Here is a 17,180-nt window from a genome sequence, read left to right as displayed (position 1 = left end):
CCCTTCAAGACGGCCTTTCCCGTCTCCGGCGGAGCCATGCCTTGCGACAAGCCAGAGGACCCGAACGATGACACTCAGCGCAACCGATCTCAAAACCCTGTTCGACGCCTTCAACCGGCATGACATCGATGGGATCATGCACTTCTTCGCCGAGGACTGCGTGTTCAACGCGGTCGGTGGCCCGGACGTCCACGGCAACCGCATCGAGGGCGCCAGGGCGATCGCCGAGGCCTTCAGCGGCGTCTGGACGGCGATGCCGGATGCCGAATGGGCCGATCACAGCCATTTTACGACCGGCGACCGGGGTGTCTCCGAATGGACCTTCCGCGGCACGGCGGCCGACGGCGGCCGCATCGAGGCGGAAGGCTGCGACCTCTTCACCTTCGCGAACGGCAAGATCGTCCGCAAGCAGGCGTTCCGGAAGAACCGGCCGGTCCTGCAACCCCGGTACTGAACGCTCGGAGCACGGCCATGCAATTGCGCACCATTCCTCCCAAGACCGGCAGGGCGCCGTTCGATCCCGCCTATGATCCGGAGACGGCTCCGACCCCGGGCACCGGCAAGGACTACGCGCCGACCTACTGGATCGGCACGGCCGGCCCCGAGCCGGAGGACGACGGCCCCGTCATGCGCGACATGGACGTCGATGTCGCGATCATCGGCTCCGGCTATACGGGCCTTTCCTGCGCCATCCATCTCGCCCGCGAGCACGGCATCAAGGCGACGGTGCTGGAGGCCAACGGGGTTGCCTGGGGATGCAGCACCCGCAATGGCGGGCAGGCGCAGATTTCCGCCGGCCGCCTGAAGCGCTCGCAATGGATCGCCCGCTGGGGCGTCGATGTCGCGCGCAGGATGCATGCGGAAATCGCCGAGGGGTTCGACCTGTTCCGGTCGCTGATCCGTGAACCCGGGATCGACTGCGACCCGCAGGACGGCGGCCATCTCTATATCGCCCATCGCGATAAGGTGCTGCCGGCGCTGCAAAGCGAGGTCCGCGTCCTCAACGAGACCTTCGGCTACCGCGCCCGCATGGTCTCGCGCGGGGAGATCCACAGCGATTTCGTGCGCGATGCGGAGGCGCGCGGCGCCATGTACGAGCCTGATGGTATAGGCATCCACGCCGCAAAGCTGGCCTTCGGCTATCTCCGCCTGGCGCGGCGGCTCGGCGCGAGGGTGCACACGTCGAGCCCGGTGCTCGACTGCACGGCGAAGGGCGGCATGCATTATCTCCGCACGCCCGGCGGCACGGTGCGCGCCCGCGCCGTCTGCATCGCCACGGCCGGCTACACATCCCCCGGCATGAACGTGCTGACCCGGCGCCGGCTGATGCCGATCCTGTCGAACTCGGTCGTCACCCGGCCGCTGACGGAGAGCGAGCAGCAGGCGCTGAACTTCAGGGCGCGCATCCCGCTCACCGACACGCGCACGCTGCGCCACTACTATCGCATGCTGCCGGATGGCCGGGTGCAGATCGGCAGCCGCAGCGCCATCACCGGGCGCGACGCCGCAAACCCGAAACACCTCGCGCTGCTGCTCGACGGGCTCTATCGCAAGTTCCCGATCCTGCGCGGCATCGAGATCGATTACTCCTGGTGGGGCTGGGTGGATGTCAGCCACGACATGATGCCCCGCATCTTCCAGCCGGATCCGTCCCAGACGCTGTTCTACGCCATGGGCTATGGCGGCAACGGCGTCATGTATTCGGCGCAGGCCGGACGCCGCATGGCGCAGATGGTCGCCGGCAAGGGTGCCGGCCTCGACCTTCCCATCTTCACCTCGCCGCTGCCGAGCCACGGGCTCCTGACGCCGTTCCGCCGGCTCGGCCAGTGGGGCATGTACCGCTGGTACTACCTGCGCGACGAAATCCTCTAACCCATTGAAACCAATTCCGAAGGAAAGGAAGCAGCCATGAAAATGACCACCGAGGAAGCCTTCGTCAAAGTTCTCCAGATGCATGGGCTCGAACATGCCTTCGGCATCATCGGCTCGGCCATGATGCCGGTGTCGGACCTCTTCCCGAAGGCCGGCATCACATTCTGGGACTGCGCGCACGAGACCAATGCCGGCATGATGGCCGACGGCTTCAGCCGCGCGACGGGCACCATGTCGATCGCCATCGGCCAGAACGGCCCCGGCGTCACCGGCTTCATCACGGCGATCAAGACCGCCTACTGGAACCACACGCCGCTCCTGATGGTGACGCCCCAGGCCGCCAACAAGACGATCGGCCAGGGCGGCTTCCAGGAAGTCGACCAGATGGCAATGTTCGAGGAGATGGTCTGCTACCAGGAGGAGGTGCGCGATCCCTCGCGCATTCCCGAAGTGCTGAACCGCGTCATCGAGAAGGCCTGGCGCGGCTGTGCCCCGGCGCAGATCAACATCCCGCGTGACTACTGGACCCAGGTGATCGACGTCGACCTGCCCTCCATCGTGCGTTTCGAGCGCCCGGCCGGCGGCCCGCAGGCGATCACCGAAGCGGCGAAGCTGCTGTCGGAGGCGAAGTTCCCGGTCATCCTCAACGGGGCCGGCGTCGTCATCGGCGGGGCGATCGGCGCATCCATGAAGCTTGCCGAACGGCTCGATGCGCCGGTCTGCTGCGGCTATCAGCACAACGACGCCTTCCCGGGCAGCCATCGCCTCGCGGTCGGCCCGCTCGGCTACAATGGCTCCAAGGCGGCGATGGAGCTGATCTCCAGGGCCGACGTCGTGCTGGCGCTCGGAACGCGCCTCAATCCCTTCTCCACCCTGCCGGGCTACGGCATCGACTACTGGCCGAAGGATGCCGCGATCATCCAGGTCGACATCAACGCCGACCGCATCGGCCTCACCAAGAAGGTGACGGTCGGCATCTGCGGCGACGCGAAACAGGTGGCCGGCCAGATCCTCGAGCAGCTCTCCCCCTCCGCCGGCGATGCCGGCCGTGAGGAGCGCAAGGCGGCGATCCACCAGACCCGCTCGGCCTGGCAGCAGCAGCTCTCCTCGATGGACCACGAGGACGACGATGTCGGCACCGAATGGAACGAGAGCGCCCGCAACCGCGAGCCGAACCGCATGTCGCCGCGCCAGGCCTGGCGGGCGATCCAGGCCGCGCTGCCGAAGGAGGCGATCATCTCCACCGACATCGGCAACAATTGCGCGATCGGCAATGCCTACCCGACCTTCGAACAGGGCCGGAAGTATCTCGCGCCCGGCATGTTCGGCCCCTGCGGCTACGGTTTCCCGTCGATCGTCGGCGCCAAGATCGGCTGCCCGGACGTGCCGGTCGTCGGCTTTGCCGGCGACGGCGCCTTCGGCATCTCGATGAACGAGATGGGCTCGATCGGCCGCGAGGGCTGGCCGGCGATCACCATGGTGATCTTCCGCAATTACCAGTGGGGTGCGGAAAAGCGCAACACGACGCTGTGGTACGCCAACAATTTCGTCGGCACGGAGCTCAACCCCAATCTCAGCTACGCCAAGGTGGCCGAGGGCTGCGGGCTGAAGGGCGTCGCCGTCGATACGCCGGCCGCGCTTACCGAGGCGCTGTCGAATGCCATCGCCGACCAGAAGAAGGGCGTGACGACCTTCGTCGAGGTCATCCTCAACCAGGAACTCGGCGAACCCTTCCGCCGCGACGCCATGAAGAAGCCGGTGCCGGTCGCCGGCATCGACCGCGCCGACATGCGTCCCCAGCCGCGGGCCTGATCGCCCCATGATCCATGTCCCGCCCGGGAAATCCGGGCGGGCAAGGTTTCCGCAAGCGAACGGAACGACACCATGACCTTCGCCGCCTCCGTCCAAGACCGTTTCCGCGGCATGCCCGCCGGATTTTCCACCTACTGGCCGGGCTTTGCCGTCACCGCCGCCGTGGCCGTGGCCGCGCAGTTCCTGTCCGACCATTACGGCGCACCGGCCATGCTCATGGCGCTCCTGCTCGGCATCGCCTTTCACTTCCTCTCGGAGGAGGGGCGATGCGTCGCCGGTATCGATTTCTGCGCCAAGCATGTGCTGCGCATCGGCGTCGCGCTGCTCGGCATGCGCATCAGCGTCGATCTCCTGATCGGGCTCGGCGCCGGCACCATCCTGCTGCTCATCTCGGCGCTCGTCGCCACCATCGGCTTCGGCCTGCTTGCGGCGAAACTGCTCGGCCGCGGTTGGCGGCTGGCGCTGCTGACCAGCGGCTCCGTCGCGATCTGCGGCGCTTCCGCGGCGATGGCGATTGCCGCCGTGCTGCCGAAGAACGAGTTCTCCGAGCGCAACCTGATCTTCACCGTGCTCTCCGTCACCGTGCTCTCGACGCTCGCCATGATCGCCTATCCGATCATCGCCCAGACCATGGGGCTCGATGCGCGGGCGACCGGCATCTTCTTCGGCGGCACCATCCATGACGTGGCGCAGGTCGTCGGCGCCGGCTTTTCCGTCTCGCCGGAAGCGGGGGAGACCGCGACCCTGGTCAAGCTGATCCGCGTCACCATGCTGGCGCCGGTCGTGCTGGTCTATTCGCTCTCGCTGCGCAGCGTGCCGCAGCCGGAGGGCGAGGCTGGAAAACGTCCGCCGCTCTTGCCCGGCTTCGTCGTCGCCTTCCTGGTCTTCGCCGCGCTCAACTCCTTCGGCCTCGTGCCTGAACTGGTCGCGGCGGCCGGCATGGAGACCTCGCGCTGGGCGCTGCTCGCCGGCATCGTGGCGGTCGGCATGCGCACGTCGCTGCGCCGGGTGCTCGATGTCGGCGGCGATGCCGTCGCGCTCATCGTCGCCGAGACCGCCTTCATCGCCCTCTTCATCCTCGTCGGCATTCACTATCTGGGGCACGCCTGATGAAACCGCTCGACCGCATTCTCGAAGCCGCGAAAGCCGCGCCGCGCCACATCGTGCTCGCCGAGGGGGAGGATCCGCGCGTCGTCGAGGCGGCCTTGCGGGCCGTGCGTGCGGGTATCGCCACGATCACGCTCGTCGGCAATCGGAAAGCCGTCGAGGAGCGGCTGGCGGCGGCCGGTGCTGCGACGGAGGAGATCCGCATCGGGGACCCGGCGACGTCTCCGCTAAGGCCGCGTCTCGCCGCCGCCTATCATGCGCTTCGCAGGAGCAAGGGCGTCGACGAGGCCGCGGCGGCCGAGGCGGTGTGCACGCCGCTCGTCTTCGCCGCCATGATGGTGCGCGAGGGGGAGGCGGACGGCACGGTGGGCGGGGCGGTCGCGACCACCGCCGACACGGTGCGTGCCGCGCTCCAGACCATCGGGCGTGCGCCGGGCGTCGGTCTGGTGTCGAGTTTCTTCCTGATGATGCTGTGCGCCTCGCACCATGTGAAGAAGGGGGCCTTCGTCTTTGCCGATTGCGGCCTCGTGGTCGATCCCGACGCGGCGGGCCTTGCCGATATCGCCGTCACCTCGGCGCGCTCCTTCGAGGCGCTGGCCGGCAAGCCGGCGAAGGTGGCGATGCTTTCCTTCTCGACGGCCGGCAGCGCCGCGCATGAGCGCGTCTCCAAGGTGGTGGAGGCGACGCGGCTCGCGCAGGACGCCGCGCCCGGCCTCGTAATCGACGGCGAGTTGCAGTTCGATACTGCCTTCGTCGAGGCCGTCAGCGCCGCCAAGGCGCCGCAGTCGGCGCTCAACGGCGCGGCCAATGTCTTCGTCTTCCCGAACCTCGACGCCGCCAATATCGGCTACAAGATCGCCCAGCGCATCGGCGGCGCCACCGCCATCGGCCCGATCCTGCAGGGCCTTGCCAAGCCCGCCAACGACCTTTCGCGCGGCTGCAATGCCGACGACGTCTTCCACATGATCGCCGTCACGGTGGTGCAGGCCGGCGCCAATCCGCAAGAGGCCTTGCGGGAGGGGTGACCGCCCGTATTGACCGCGGGGCGGACGCCCGGCCGGTGCCCCGGTGCAGGACTGGCGGCCTGCTCCGTTCGCCGGGCCTGACGCCCTGAAGTAGGCCCGGCGAGGGGGGAAGCGACCTGTGGCAACCAGGCCCTGACAGCAATACCGCCAAGGCGTCAGCCTCGATCTGCGCGGTATCGCCGTACGGCCGCCATAAGGCTCGTTTTCCATGCCCCTTGTGCGTTTTCCAAGAAGCGCTGCACTTACGTCCCGCTGCATACCGGCAGGGCTTGCTGCCGGCGGCGACTCGTGTTCGATACGAAAGCCTGCCATCGTGCGGCCCGGCACCTGTATCGGCGCTGGTTGTTGCGTGGGGAAGGCGGTGCGGCAAGGGCGGCACAAGTTGACACATGTATGATAAGTGATATATCCGATTTTATCGGTGAATGAGCCTGCATAAGACCGGATGGTCGGAGGGGCGAGCGCAGCGAGGAAATCGGCTGTGGAGAATGCGATGGTGAAGGACAGCCCGCGGAACTGCCGGGTCGGCGTCGATATCGGCGGCACGTTCACCGACATCGCGCTCGATATCGACGGCGTCCTCCATTCGACGAAGGTGCTGACCGATTATGCGGCGCCCGAGCGGGCGATCCTCAAGGGGGTCGCCGCCGTCGCGGACCTTGCCGGCATTGCGCTTTCCGAGATCGATCTCTTGATCCACGGCACGACGCTCGCCACCAATGCGCTGATCGAGCGGCGCGGCGCGAAGACCGCTTTCGTCACGACGGAAGGCTTTCGCGACGTGCTGGAAATGCGCACGGAAAACCGTTTCGAACAATACGACCTCAACATCACCCTGCCGCCGGCCCTTATACCCCGCGCCGATCGTTTCGTGGTGCGCGAGCGCATGAATGCGGCCGGCAAGGTTCTGCTGCCGCTCGACGAGGCCTCGGTCTCCGCCGTCGTCGAGGCGCTTGCTGCGGGTGGTTATGAGAGCGTCGCCATCGGCTTCATCCACGCCTATGCCAATGGCGCGCATGAGGCGGCCGTACGCGACGCCATCGTGAAACACCTGCCGCATGTCTCCGTGTCGATCTCCTCGGAGGTCTCGCCGCAGATGCGGGAATTCGAGCGCTTCAACACGGTCTCAGCCAATGCCTATGTGAAGCCGGCGATCAAATCCTATCTCGACCGCCTCGTCGTCTCGCTGAAGGAGATCGGCGTTTCCTGCCCGGTCTTCATGATCCATTCCGGCGGCGGCATCGTTTCGGTCGAAAGCGCCGCGGAATTCCCCGTCCGCCTCGTCGAATCCGGCCCTGCGGGCGGGGCGATCTTCGCCGCCGACATCGCGCGGCGCCACGGCCTCGACACGGTACTCTCCTTCGACATGGGCGGCACGACGGCAAAAATCTGCCTGATCGAGAACCAGGTGCCGAAGACCGCCAAGACCTTCGAGGTCGCCCGCACCTACCGGTTCCGCAAGGGCTCCGGCATGCCGATCTCCATTCCGGTCGTCGAGATGGTGGAGATCGGCGCCGGCGGCGGCTCCATCGCCTCGGTCGACTGCATGCGCCAGATCCGCGTCGGGCCGCATTCCGCCGCCTCCGAGCCTGGTCCCGCCTGTTACCAGCGCGGCGGCAGGAACCCGACCGTGACGGATGCCGACCTCATCCTCGGCAAGCTCGACCCCGACAATTTCGCCGGCGGCGCCATTCCGCTTTCCATCGCGGCCAGCCGCCAGGCCATGGCCGACGATATCGGCGCCGTCATCGGCCTCGATCCGGAGGCTGCTGCCTTCGGCACCTGCGAGATGGTGGACGAGAACATGGCCAATGCCGGCCGCGTCCACACGGTCGAAAACGGCAAGAACATCGCCGATTTCACCATGATCACCTTCGGCGGCGCCGGTCCGCTGCATGCCGCGCGGCTCTGCGAGAAGATGGGCATCTCCACCTTCCTGGTGCCGCCGGGCGCCGGCGTCGGATCCGCCATCGGTTTTTTGCGCGCGCCGTTCGGGTATGAATCCGTGCGCAGCGCCGTCTTCAGCCTCGCGGGCTTCGACGTGGCGGAGGCGAACCGGCTGGTGGAATCCATGGAGGTGGAGGCGCTCGGCTTCGTCGAGGGCGGGTTGGACACCGGCGAACCCGTCATCGAACGCACGCTCTTCATGCGCTATGCCGGGCAGGGCTGGGACATTCCCGTGCCGCTCGCCGCCAGCCGCTTCGATGCGGGAAGCGCGCAGAAGATCGCCGCGCTGTTCGAAATGGAATACGAGCGCTTTTTCGGCCGCGCCATCGAGGGGCTGGATATCGAGATCGTGAGTTGGTCGGTCAAGGCAAGCTCTCCGCTGCCGCCGGTCGCGCGCGTCGCCGCCATCGCGGAAGGCGCGGCGGTGACGCCCGTAAAAACCCGCCGCCTGTTCGAAGCCGCCCAAGGCGCTTTCCTCGACGCCGGTATCCATGAGCGCGAGAGCCTGAGGCCCGGCGATGTCGTCAAGGGGCCGGCCGTCATCGTCGAGCGCGAGACCTCCACCGTGCTCACCGCCGCATTCAGGGCCGTCGTGCAGAGCGACGGCTGCCTGCTCGTCACCCGGACCTGATCGAGGATCGAAGGCATGAACCAGTCGATGATCGATATTCACATGCAGGTCATGTGGAACCGCCTGATCTCCGTCGTCGAGGAGCAGGCGCAGACGCTGATCCGCACGGCCTTCTCCACCTCGGTACGCGAGGCGGGCGATCTCTCCGCCGGGGTCTTCGACCTCGAAGGCCGCATGCTGGCGCAGGCCGTCACCGGCACGCCGGGCCATGTCAACGCCATGGCCGAATCCGTCGCCCATTTCATCCGCGACATCGGCCCGGAGAACATCTTTGAAGGCGATGTCTACATCACCAACGACCCGTGGAAGGGCACAGGGCACCTGCACGACATCACCGTCGTCACGCCCTCCTTTCATCATGGCAGGCTGGTCGGCTATTTCGCCTCCACCGCCCATGTGGTCGATATCGGCGGGCGCGGCTTCGGGCCGGATGCGCGCGAGGTCTATGAAGAAGGCCTCTTCATCCCGATCATGAAGTTCTTCGAGCGCGGCGAATTGAACCGCACGCTCATCCATATCGTGCGCAACAATGTGCGCGAGAGCGACAAGGTGGTCGGTGATTTCCATGCGCTCGCCGCCTGCAACGAGACCGGCCACCGCCGTCTCGTCGACATGTTGACGGAATTCAACCTGGAAGACCTGTCGCTGATCGGCGGCTTCATCCTCAAGCACAGCCGCGAGGCGACACTGGAGCGTCTCAAAAACCTGCCGCACGGAAGCTGGTCCTACAGCCTCGATCTCGACGGCTATGACGAGCCGGTGCATCTTGCCGCAACGCTGACCATCGGCCCGGACAACGTGCTGGTCGATTTCGATGGCACCTCGGGCATGAGCCGGTTCGGCATCAACGTGCCGCTGGTCTATGCGAAAGCCTATGCCTGCTACGGCATCAAATGCGTGGTGGCGCCGGAAATCCCGAACAATGCCGCCTCGCTCGCGCCCTTCGACGTCACCGCGCCGGAAGGCTGCATCCTCAATGCCAAACGCCCGGCCCCCGTCGCCGTGCGCCATGTGCTCGGCCATTTCGTGCCGGACCTCGTGCTCGGCGCGCTGCACCAGGCGCTGCCCGGCCAGGTGCCGGCGGAAGGGGCGAGCGCGCTGTGGAACCTGCATATGAGCGTGCGCCCGGTTTCCGACCAGATCGGCGGCAAGGGTGCGGAAATCCTGATGTTCAATTCCGGCGGTTCGGGCGCGCGCGCCAGTCTCGACGGCCTCAATGCCACGGCCTTCCCGAGCGGCGTGCACACGATGCCGATCGAGGCGACGGAAAATGTCGGCCCGGTCATCGTCTGGCGCAAAGAACTGCGCGAGGGGTCCGGCGGTGCCGGTGCGCAGCGCGGCGGCCTCGGCCAGATGATCGAGATCGAGGCGGCCGAAGGCTTCTCCTTCCGCTTCTCCGCCATGTTCGATCGTCTCGGCCATCCCGCCCGTGGTCGTGACGGCGGCCTTGACGGCGCGCCCGGCGGCGTCGCGCTGGACGACGGCACGGTGCTGAAGGGCAAGGGCCTGCAATTCGTGCCGGAGGGGCGCCGCCTCGTGCTCTCGCTGCCGGGTGGCGGCGGCTATGGCGATCCGTCCAGACGCCCTGCCGATGCCGTCGCCCATGACGTCCGGCACGGCTATATCACCGGCGAGCAGGCCGCGCTCTACGGCAAGGCGGAAGGGAAAGCATGAGACGATGCGTCCCGTAGACAATCGCGGAAGTCCGGTGGCGGGCTGCAAGCACCCCCTCCCTCGTATGATACGCTCATGCCGGCCATCGGGCGCATCGCCTGTGGATCGGCCGGTTTTGCTGAAGGAAAGACCATGTCGCATTTTCAAAGGGTTCTGTTGACGGGGGCGGCCGGGAGCGTCGGCACGGCGCTGCGCCAGTCGGGCACGCGGCTCGGCAAGGTCGTGCGGCTTTCCGACCGCCGGCCCTGCGAAAACCTCGCCTCCCACGAGGAGGACTTCACGCTCGATCTTGCCGATTTCGATGCGGTCTGCGCGGCGGTGAACGGCTGCGATGCCATCGTGCATCTCGGCGGCCAGCCGCTCGAGGCCGAATGGAAGACGATCCTCGACAGCAACATTTCAGGCGGTTACCACATCTACGAAGCCGCACGCCGCCATGGTGTCAAGCGCATTGTCTATGCCAGCTCCGTGCATGCCATCGGCTATTACGAGCGTACGGAAACGATCGACGGCAACGTGCCAACGCGGCCGGACAGCCTCTACGGCGTTTCGAAGACCTTTGTCGAAAATCTCGGCCGCTACTATTTCGACAAGTTCGACATCGAGAGCGTCAGCATCCGCATCGGCTCCTGCTTCCCGGAGCCGACCGACCGGCGCCATCTCATCACCTGGCTCTCCTACCGCGATTGCCGCCAACTCGTCGAAAAATGCCTGTCGGCGGAGCGCGTCGGCTTCATGGTCGCCTATGGCATGTCGAACAACAGCCGCGCCTTCTGGGACAACCACACGGCAGCCTCGCTCGGCTACAGGCCGCAAGACAGCGCCGACGACTACGCGGACAAGGTTTTCGCCGCGACCAGGCAGGGTGACCCGAACGATCCGGCGGTGCGCTACCAGGGCGGCAGCTTCTGCGCGGCCGGCCATTTCGAGGACAAATGATGCAGGCTTCGCGGACATCCTATGATGTGGTCATCGTCGGCGGCGCGGTGGTCGGCAGCGCGACGGCCTATTTCCTGGCGACCAATCCGGATTTCACCGGGACCGTGCTGGTGATCGAGAAGGACTGGACCTACCAGCGATCGGCGACCGCGCTCTCCTCCAGCTCGATCCGCCACCAGTTCTCCAACGCGATCAATGTGAAGATCTCGCAGTTCGGAACGGAATTCATCCGCAATTTCAAGGAGAATGTAGCGGTCGACGCCGACACGCCGGAGATCGGCTTCCACGAGAACGGCTATCTCTTCCTGGCGGGCGACGAGCGGGGCGCGGACGTGCTTCGCCGCAACCACGAAACGCAGGTCGCCTGCGGCGCGGATGTCTCGCTGCTCGACCCGGACGGTTTGGGCAAGCGCTTTGCCTGGCTGAACACGGAAGGTCTCACCCTCGGCAGCAAGGGCGAGCGCGGCGAGGGCTGGTTCGACAGCGTCGGTCTCCTGCAGGGTTTCCGCAAGAAGGCGCGTTCGCTCGGCGTCGAATATATCGAGGATGAGGTCGTCGCGATCAATCGCGAAGGCGACCGCATCGTCTCGGTGACGACCAGGGGCGGACAGGTGATCGCCTGCGGCATGCTGGTCAACACGTCGGGCACCAACAGCAAGGTCATGGCGCGCATGGCGGGCCTCGACATTCCCGTCGAGCCGCGTCGCCGTTCGATCTTCGTCGTCGATTGCCGCACGCCGCTCGGCCCCGGCGTCGGCCTCACCATCGACCCGACCGGCGTCTTCTTCCGCCCGGAAGGCAAATTCTACCTGATGGGCACCGCTCCCAGGCATGATCCGGAGGTCGATCCGGCCGATTTTGCCGTCATGCACGACGAATTCGAGACGGAGATCTGGCCGACGCTGGCAAACCGCGTGCCGGCCTTCGAGGCGGTCAAGGTCGTCAATAGCTGGGCGGGACACTATGACTACTGCACGCTCGACCACAACGTCATCCTCGGCCCGCATGCCGAGGTGAGGAATTTCCTCTTCGCCAACGGCTTTTCCGGCCACGGCCTGCAGCAGTCGCCGGCCATGGGGCGCGGGCTTTGCGAACTGATCACCTATGGCGGCTTCCGCACGCTCGACCTCTCGCCCTTCGGCTACGAGCGTGTTGTCGCAAACCGACCCTTCCTTGAGGACGCCGTCATCTGACGATGCGCGCGCCGGACCCTCAATCGTCCCCTTCGCTGCCCGCCGGCTCGTCCAGGAGGGCGCGGTAGCGGTCGAGGCTTTCCTCCAGATGGGCGGCCAGCGCCTGCTTGGCGGCCTTCGGGTCGCCCTGGGTGATGGCGGCGAGGATGGCGGCGTGCTCGCGGTTGATCTTCTTCAGATAGGCCTTCGAGGCGGGGCCGGACTGGCGGTGCTTGAGAACCAGGTCGAGATTGATCTCGCCCATCACGGCTTCGAGGAAGCGCGGGAAATGCGGGTTGCGCGTCGCCTTGGCAATGGCGAGGTGGAACTCGAAATCGGCGCGCGCCTCGATCTCGGCATTGTTCGTGTCGAGCGTCTCGATATGGTCGAAGGCGCGGGCGATCTCGGCGAGGGCTTCCGGGGTGCGGCGCTGGGCGGCCAGTGCCACCGCCTGCATTTCGACGCCGAGCCGCAGTTCGAGGATCTGCATGGCCGAGCGGATGTCGTCGATGCGGCTGATCTCGAAGTTCAGCGCCCGCGCATCCTTCTCCGTGACATAGACGCCCGCGCCCTGCCGTGCGATGACGCGGCCGGCCACCTTGAGCGAGGCCAGCGCCTCGCGGATGACGGTGCGTGAGACGCCGAATTCCTCGCATAGCTGGGCACTCGACGGGATCTTCTCACCGGGTGGATAGAGGCCCGAGTCGATCCGCTCGGCGAGCCTGGCGACGACGATCTCCGCGAGGTTGCCGCGCTGCGTGATGATCGACATGCCGATCCAGCCTTTCCCGGGTTTTCATTTATCACATATCATACACAGCCGGCTTCTCCAGAGGAAGGACGCCAGCGGGCGGCCTTCGGGGGGGCAGCTTGCTTTTCGGCAAAGTTAGCATATAAGTGATAACATACCAATATGGTGTTGCCGCGAAAATCGCGGAGGAGATGGAGCATGCAGGACCAGTCTGTTGTCATCGTCGGCGGCGCTTCGGGGCTCGGTCTCGTCACGGCCCGGCTGATGGTGGAACGGGGCGCTGCGAAGATCGGCCTTATCGACCGCAACGGAGCGCTGCTCGCCTCCTCTGCGGCGGCGCTTTCGGCGATGGGCGCCGAGGTGGCGACCGCCGTTGCCGACATTTCCCGGGCCGAGACGGCCCATGGCGGGTTCGCGACGGTTGCGGAAAAGCTCGGCCGCGTCCATGCGCTGGTCAACAGCGCCGCCATCTATCCGCGCAAGCCGATCCTCGACATCACGGACGAGGACTGGGACCTGGAGAACGCCATCAACATCAAGGGCACCTATCACATGATGGTCGCGGCGGTGCGCCACATGCGCCGTTTCGTGACCCTGCCGGCGGTGACCGGCCGCATCGTCAACGTCACCTCGGTCGATGCCTTCAAGGCGCATCCGCAGAACGCCCACTATGCCGCCACCAAGGCCGCGGTCGTCAGCCTCACCAAGTCCTTCGCCCAGGAATGCGCCAAGGACCAGATCCTCGTGAACTCCGTCGCGCCGGCCGGCTTTGCCACCGACCGTGCCAGGGAACTCGGCTTCCTGCCGGAGCTTGCCAGGGCAAGCGCGCTCGGCCGCGCGGCTGAGCCGGTGGAAATGGCCGAGTGGATCGTCATGATGGCTTCCAGTCGCAACACCTATGCGACGGGCGAGAATGTCGTGGTCAGCGGGGGCTACATCTATGTCTGACGCAAACCGCGTCGCCGTCGTCACGGGGGCGACCAGCGGCATCGGCGAGGCCATCGTGCCGATGCTGCGGGGGCGGGGACTGGCGGTCTACGCCGTCGGCCGCAACGCGGCGGCGCTTGCCGGGTTGGCGGAACGCTGCGGGGCGATCCCCGTCGAGGCGGACGTGCGCGATACGGCGCGCATCGCCGAGGCGCTGGCGGGCGTCGCGGTCGACATCCTCGTCAACAATGCCGGCATCCTGTCGACCCGCGCGGCCTTCCAGGACATAGACCCCGCCGAGATCGACGCGATGATCGACGTCAATCTCAAGGCGCCGATGCACCTGACGCGGGTCTTCCTGCCCGGCATGGTGGCGCGCAAGCGCGGCCATCTCCTCTATGTCGGCTCGAGCGGCGGCCAGGCGCCCTATCCGAACATGGGCGCCTATGGTGCCTCGAAGGCGGGTCTCAGCCTGTTTTGCGACAACCTGCGCTGCGACCTCCTCGGCACCGGCGTGCGGGTGAGCGAGATCGTGCCCGGCCGCGTCCAGACGGCGCTCTACCGCACCTCCCTTCCCGGCGATCAGGCGAAGGCCGTGCTCTATGACGGCTACCGCCCCATCCAGCCGGAAAACATCGCGCAGATCGTCCACGACGTGATCGCGCTGCCCGCCCATGTCGATGTCGCCCGCGTCGAGGTCTTCCCGACCGACCAGGCGACCGGCGGCGGCACGATGGTGAAGTTCGAAGCACCCTGAGGGCCTGCGCCCCTCCGGTCACCTTCTTCGTCATTTTCCCGCTTGCACAATTAACTTTAGCAATACTAAAGTGTCCCGGTCAGGCAGCACAGCGCGGAAAGACGGCATGAGTTTCGATGAACGGGAGGCGCGGGTGGCGGGCGCCGGTTCCCCGACCCAACCGCCCTCCGCGACCTCGCTCGGGCGCGCGCTGCGCCAGCGGCGCAAGGCGATCGGCAAGACGATGAAGGAGGTGGCGCAGGAGGCCGGGCTCAGCGAAGGCTTCATCAGCCAGATCGAGCGCGGACTCTCCACGCCCTCGCTGATCTCGCTCTACAATGTCGCCAACACGCTCGGCATCAGCGTGGAGGCCTTCCTGCCGCAAGGTCCCCAGCCCGCCCATTCCATGGTCTCCAGGGCCAGCGAGCGGCGCGGCTGCAGCATCGACGCCGAGGAGCGGGTCTACCAGATCCTGCAGCGCGGCTTTCCCGATGCCCGGCTGAATAGCTGTATCACCCACATGCCGCCCGGTTATGTCTCGGAACTGACGCGCCACGAGGGCGAGGACTTCCTTTATCTCATCGAGGGCGAGATGCTCTACGAGGTCGGCGGCCGGGACTATCTGCTGAAGGCGGGCGACACGCTGCATTTTCCCTCGTCCCTGCCGCACCGGGCGCGCAATGTCGGCACCGTCGAGGCGCGGGAGCTCTGGGTCGGCACGACGCGCATCATTCCGGAACGCTGACGGCGGGTGCTTTCGATCGTTTGTCGGAAGCGCCTGCAAAACCGATTGACAAGCGCCCTTCCAGAACTTTAGTATAGCTAAAGTTCTGGAAGGGCGCGGTGGAGGTCGCTCGATCTGGGGCCGCCCTGCCGGTTCCGTGCCCGAGGCGCGCGGACCGGATCATGGGGCGGGAGGCATTTCACGAACGGCAACGCGGGAGCGGCCGGCAGCAGGAGATCCTGCCCGGCCGGAGGAGGAAACATGCGCGTAGAAAGACTGATAGGCGGGGCGATGATCGCGCTGGCGCTGGCATCGACCAGCGTTCTTGCCGAAACGCCGAAGAACACGCTCGTCGTGGCCGACGCCATCGATGATATCATCACGCTGGATCCGGGCGAGGTCTCGGAAGTGGGCGGCGTGCTGGCGGCGAACCAGATCTACCAGCCGCTGGTGAGCGTGACGCCCGACGATTCCAGCAAGATCATCGGCGTGCTTGCCGAGACCTGGACGGCCTCCGAGGACGGCAAGACCTATACGTTCAAGATGCGCCCGGGGCTGAAATTCGCCTCCGGCAATCCGGTGACGGCGAAGGACGCGGAATATTCGCTGCGCCGCGTCGTCGCGATGAAGTCACGCTCGGCGTTCATTCTAACCCAGTTCGGCTTCTCGCCGGAAAACGTCGAGGAGCGCATCAGGGCGGCCGACGACATGACGCTGGTCATCGAAATCGGCGACACCTATGCGCCGTCCTTCCTCTACTACTGCCTCTCCTCCTATGTCGGCGGCATCGTCGATTCCAAGCTGGTGCAGGCGCACGAGGTGAATGGCGACTTCGGCAATGCCTGGCTGAAGGCGGAGAATTCCGCCGGCTCCGGCCCCTATGTACTGACGCGCTGGGAGTCCAAACAGTCGATCATGCTGACCCGCAACCCCAACTATACCGGCGAGAGCGGCGGCCTGGAGCGCATCTTCCTCCAGCACATCCCCGAAAGCGCTGCCCAGCGCCTGCTGCTGGAAAAGGGTGACATCGACATCGCCAACAAGCTCGGCCCGGACGATTTCGGGGCGCTGGAAGGCAATCCGGATGTCGGCTTCGTCGAGGGCGTTTCGGGCACCATCTATTATATGGGCCTCAACGTGCGGCACGAGTACCTCGCCAGGCCGAAGGTCGTCGAGGCGCTGAAATATCTCGTCGACTACCAGGGCATCGCCGATACGATCTCGCGCGGCACGATGGAGGTGCACCAGACGCTGGTGCCAAAGGGCTTCCTCGGGGCGATCGACTACAAGCCCTACAAGCTCGACATCGAGAAGGCCAGGGCGCTGCTCGGCGAGGCCGGCGTCTCCGGCGAATTCACGCTGGATTCCGTCGTCTGGAACACGCCGCCCTATACGGATTTCGCCCAGGCCATCCAGGCGACCATGGCGCAGGCCGGCGTCAAGCTGAACCTGGAAGTGGTCGACGGCCAGCAATGGCTGGAGCGCTACCGTTCGGCGAGCCTCGACATCTGGTTCGGCCTGTGGGGGCCGGATTATCCGGATCCGCATTCCAACGGCAAGGCCTTCGCCGTCAACCAGAAGGACGCGCCGGACGGGTCCACCGGGCTTGCCGACCGCTTCGGCTGGGATGCCGGAAAACTGTCGCAGGACGCGATGGCCGCGGTGCGCGAGCAGGACACGGACAAGCGCCGGGCGATGTACGAGGCCCTGCAGAAGACCCATACCGATATCTCGCCCTTCCTCTACATGTTCCAGCAGGTGCGCAAGGTCGGGGTGAAGAGTTCCGTCAAGGGCCTGGTCCTCGGCCAGACCTTCTCCGACGACCGCTACTGGAACGTCAGCAAGTAGGCGTAAGGTCCAGGT

General features: G+C 66.2%; 14 protein-coding genes. 13 read left to right on the top strand and 1 reads right to left on the bottom strand.

All coding sequences use genetic code 11. The annotated features are described in order from the left end of the window. The first annotated feature begins 67 nt into the window (after positions 1–67). The 9 genes from EV665_RS11380 to EV665_RS11340 all read left to right on the top strand — a co-directional run bounded on the left by EV665_RS11380 (position 68) and on the right by EV665_RS11340 (position 12,200). Positions 68–454 (top strand): nuclear transport factor 2 family protein, encoded by a 387-nt coding sequence (locus EV665_RS11380; protein ID WP_133034192.1) that lies wholly within the window; start codon positions 68–70, stop codon positions 452–454. 17 nt (positions 455–471) lie between these two features. Beyond that, positions 472–1,872 carry an NAD(P)/FAD-dependent oxidoreductase gene (locus EV665_RS11375; protein WP_133034191.1) on the top strand — a complete coding sequence of 467 codons (1,401 nt, stop codon included), beginning with the start codon at positions 472–474 and terminating at the stop codon, positions 1,870–1,872. 36 nt (positions 1,873–1,908) lie between these two features. Then, positions 1,909–3,684: a sulfoacetaldehyde acetyltransferase gene (xsc, locus tag EV665_RS11370; protein ID WP_133034190.1), complete on the top strand. Its 1,776-nt coding sequence runs from the start codon at positions 1,909–1,911 to the stop codon at positions 3,682–3,684. Between the two features lie 72 nt (positions 3,685–3,756). Beyond that, the gene (locus tag EV665_RS11365; RefSeq protein WP_133034189.1) at positions 3,757–4,794 is read left to right on the top strand and encodes a YeiH family protein; all 1,038 of its coding nucleotides are present in this window, start codon (positions 3,757–3,759) and stop codon (positions 4,792–4,794) included. Continuing rightward, positions 4,794–5,816 carry a phosphate acetyltransferase gene (pta, locus tag EV665_RS11360; protein WP_133034188.1) on the top strand — a complete coding sequence of 341 codons (1,023 nt, stop codon included), beginning with the start codon at positions 4,794–4,796 and terminating at the stop codon, positions 5,814–5,816. The genes EV665_RS11365 and pta overlap by 1 nt, the downstream gene beginning before the upstream one ends. Before the next feature lie 493 nt (positions 5,817–6,309). Beyond that, positions 6,310–8,394 (top strand): hydantoinase/oxoprolinase family protein, encoded by a 2,085-nt coding sequence (locus EV665_RS11355; protein WP_162853036.1) that lies wholly within the window; start codon positions 6,310–6,312, stop codon positions 8,392–8,394. Positions 8,395–8,409: 15 nt separating this feature from the next. Then, positions 8,410–10,068: a hydantoinase B/oxoprolinase family protein gene (locus EV665_RS11350; RefSeq protein ID WP_133034187.1), complete on the top strand. Its 1,659-nt coding sequence runs from the start codon at positions 8,410–8,412 to the stop codon at positions 10,066–10,068. Positions 10,069–10,200: 132 nt separating this feature from the next. Continuing rightward, positions 10,201–11,007, top strand: coding sequence for an NAD-dependent epimerase/dehydratase family protein (locus EV665_RS11345; protein ID WP_133034186.1), 807 nt, complete (start codon positions 10,201–10,203; stop codon positions 11,005–11,007). After that, the gene (locus tag EV665_RS11340) at positions 11,007–12,200 is read left to right on the top strand and encodes an NAD(P)/FAD-dependent oxidoreductase (RefSeq protein WP_133034235.1); all 1,194 of its coding nucleotides are present in this window, start codon (positions 11,007–11,009) and stop codon (positions 12,198–12,200) included. Before EV665_RS11345 ends, EV665_RS11340 begins: the two co-directional genes overlap by 1 nt. 19 nt (positions 12,201–12,219) lie before the next feature. Here EV665_RS11340 and EV665_RS11335 read toward each other — a convergent pair whose 3' ends face one another. Further along, a complete protein-coding gene (locus tag EV665_RS11335) occupies positions 12,220–12,951 on the bottom strand; it encodes a FadR/GntR family transcriptional regulator (protein WP_133034185.1) in 732 nt (243 codons plus the stop codon). 177 nt (positions 12,952–13,128) lie between these two features. Here EV665_RS11335 and EV665_RS11330 point away from each other — a divergent pair, with 177 nt between their 5' ends. From EV665_RS11330 to EV665_RS32830, 4 genes are all read left to right on the top strand, one after another. After that, positions 13,129–13,878 carry an SDR family NAD(P)-dependent oxidoreductase gene (locus EV665_RS11330; protein ID WP_133034184.1) on the top strand — a complete coding sequence of 250 codons (750 nt, stop codon included), beginning with the start codon at positions 13,129–13,131 and terminating at the stop codon, positions 13,876–13,878. Then, positions 13,871–14,614, top strand: coding sequence for an SDR family oxidoreductase (locus tag EV665_RS11325; protein WP_133034183.1), 744 nt, complete (start codon positions 13,871–13,873; stop codon positions 14,612–14,614). Before EV665_RS11330 ends, EV665_RS11325 begins: the two co-directional genes overlap by 8 nt. A 106-nt stretch (positions 14,615–14,720) precedes the next feature. Next, positions 14,721–15,338 (top strand): cupin domain-containing protein, encoded by a 618-nt coding sequence (locus EV665_RS11320; protein ID WP_133034182.1) that lies wholly within the window; start codon positions 14,721–14,723, stop codon positions 15,336–15,338. A 240-nt stretch (positions 15,339–15,578) separates the two neighbouring features. After that, the gene (locus EV665_RS32830) at positions 15,579–17,165 is read left to right on the top strand and encodes an ABC transporter substrate-binding protein (protein WP_133034181.1); all 1,587 of its coding nucleotides are present in this window, start codon (positions 15,579–15,581) and stop codon (positions 17,163–17,165) included. Positions 17,166–17,180 lie beyond the last annotated feature (15 nt).

It is taken from the genome of Shinella granuli (assembly GCF_004341885.1).
Classification (GTDB): Bacteria; Pseudomonadota; Alphaproteobacteria; order Rhizobiales; family Rhizobiaceae; genus Shinella; species Shinella granuli.
Note: the sequence above shows the minus strand (reverse complement) of the source record. Positions and strands in the feature narration are given on the sequence as shown.